We start from the raw sequence: 253 nt of genomic DNA on the forward strand, positions 1-253 counted from the left end.
CGCGAAGGTCGGGCAGACGCTGATGCACGACCTCCGGGTCCGCGTGTACGCCCACCTGCAGTCGCTGCCGCTCGGCTTCTTCACGGCGACCCGGGGCGGGGACATCCAGGCGCGCATCGCGAGCGACATCGGCGCCCTCCAGGCGCTGGTCACGCACACCGCGGGCGAAGCGACGCGCAACGCCAGCGCGGTCGCGATGACCGCGGCCGCCATGCTCTTGCTGGAGTGGCGGCTTGCCCTGTTCTCGTTCCTG

At 71.9% G+C, this 253-nt stretch carries 1 protein-coding gene; it reads left to right on the top strand.

Annotation, left to right across the window (positions count from 1 at the left end):
* Positions 1 to 253: ABC transporter transmembrane domain-containing protein (locus I53_RS14495; RefSeq protein WP_043351861.1), on the top strand; the 253-nt coding region annotated here is incomplete at both ends.

It is taken from the genome of Methylobacterium sp. B1, from assembly GCF_000333255.1.
GTDB classification, from domain to species: Bacteria; Pseudomonadota; Alphaproteobacteria; order Rhizobiales; family Beijerinckiaceae; genus Methylobacterium; species Methylobacterium fujisawaense.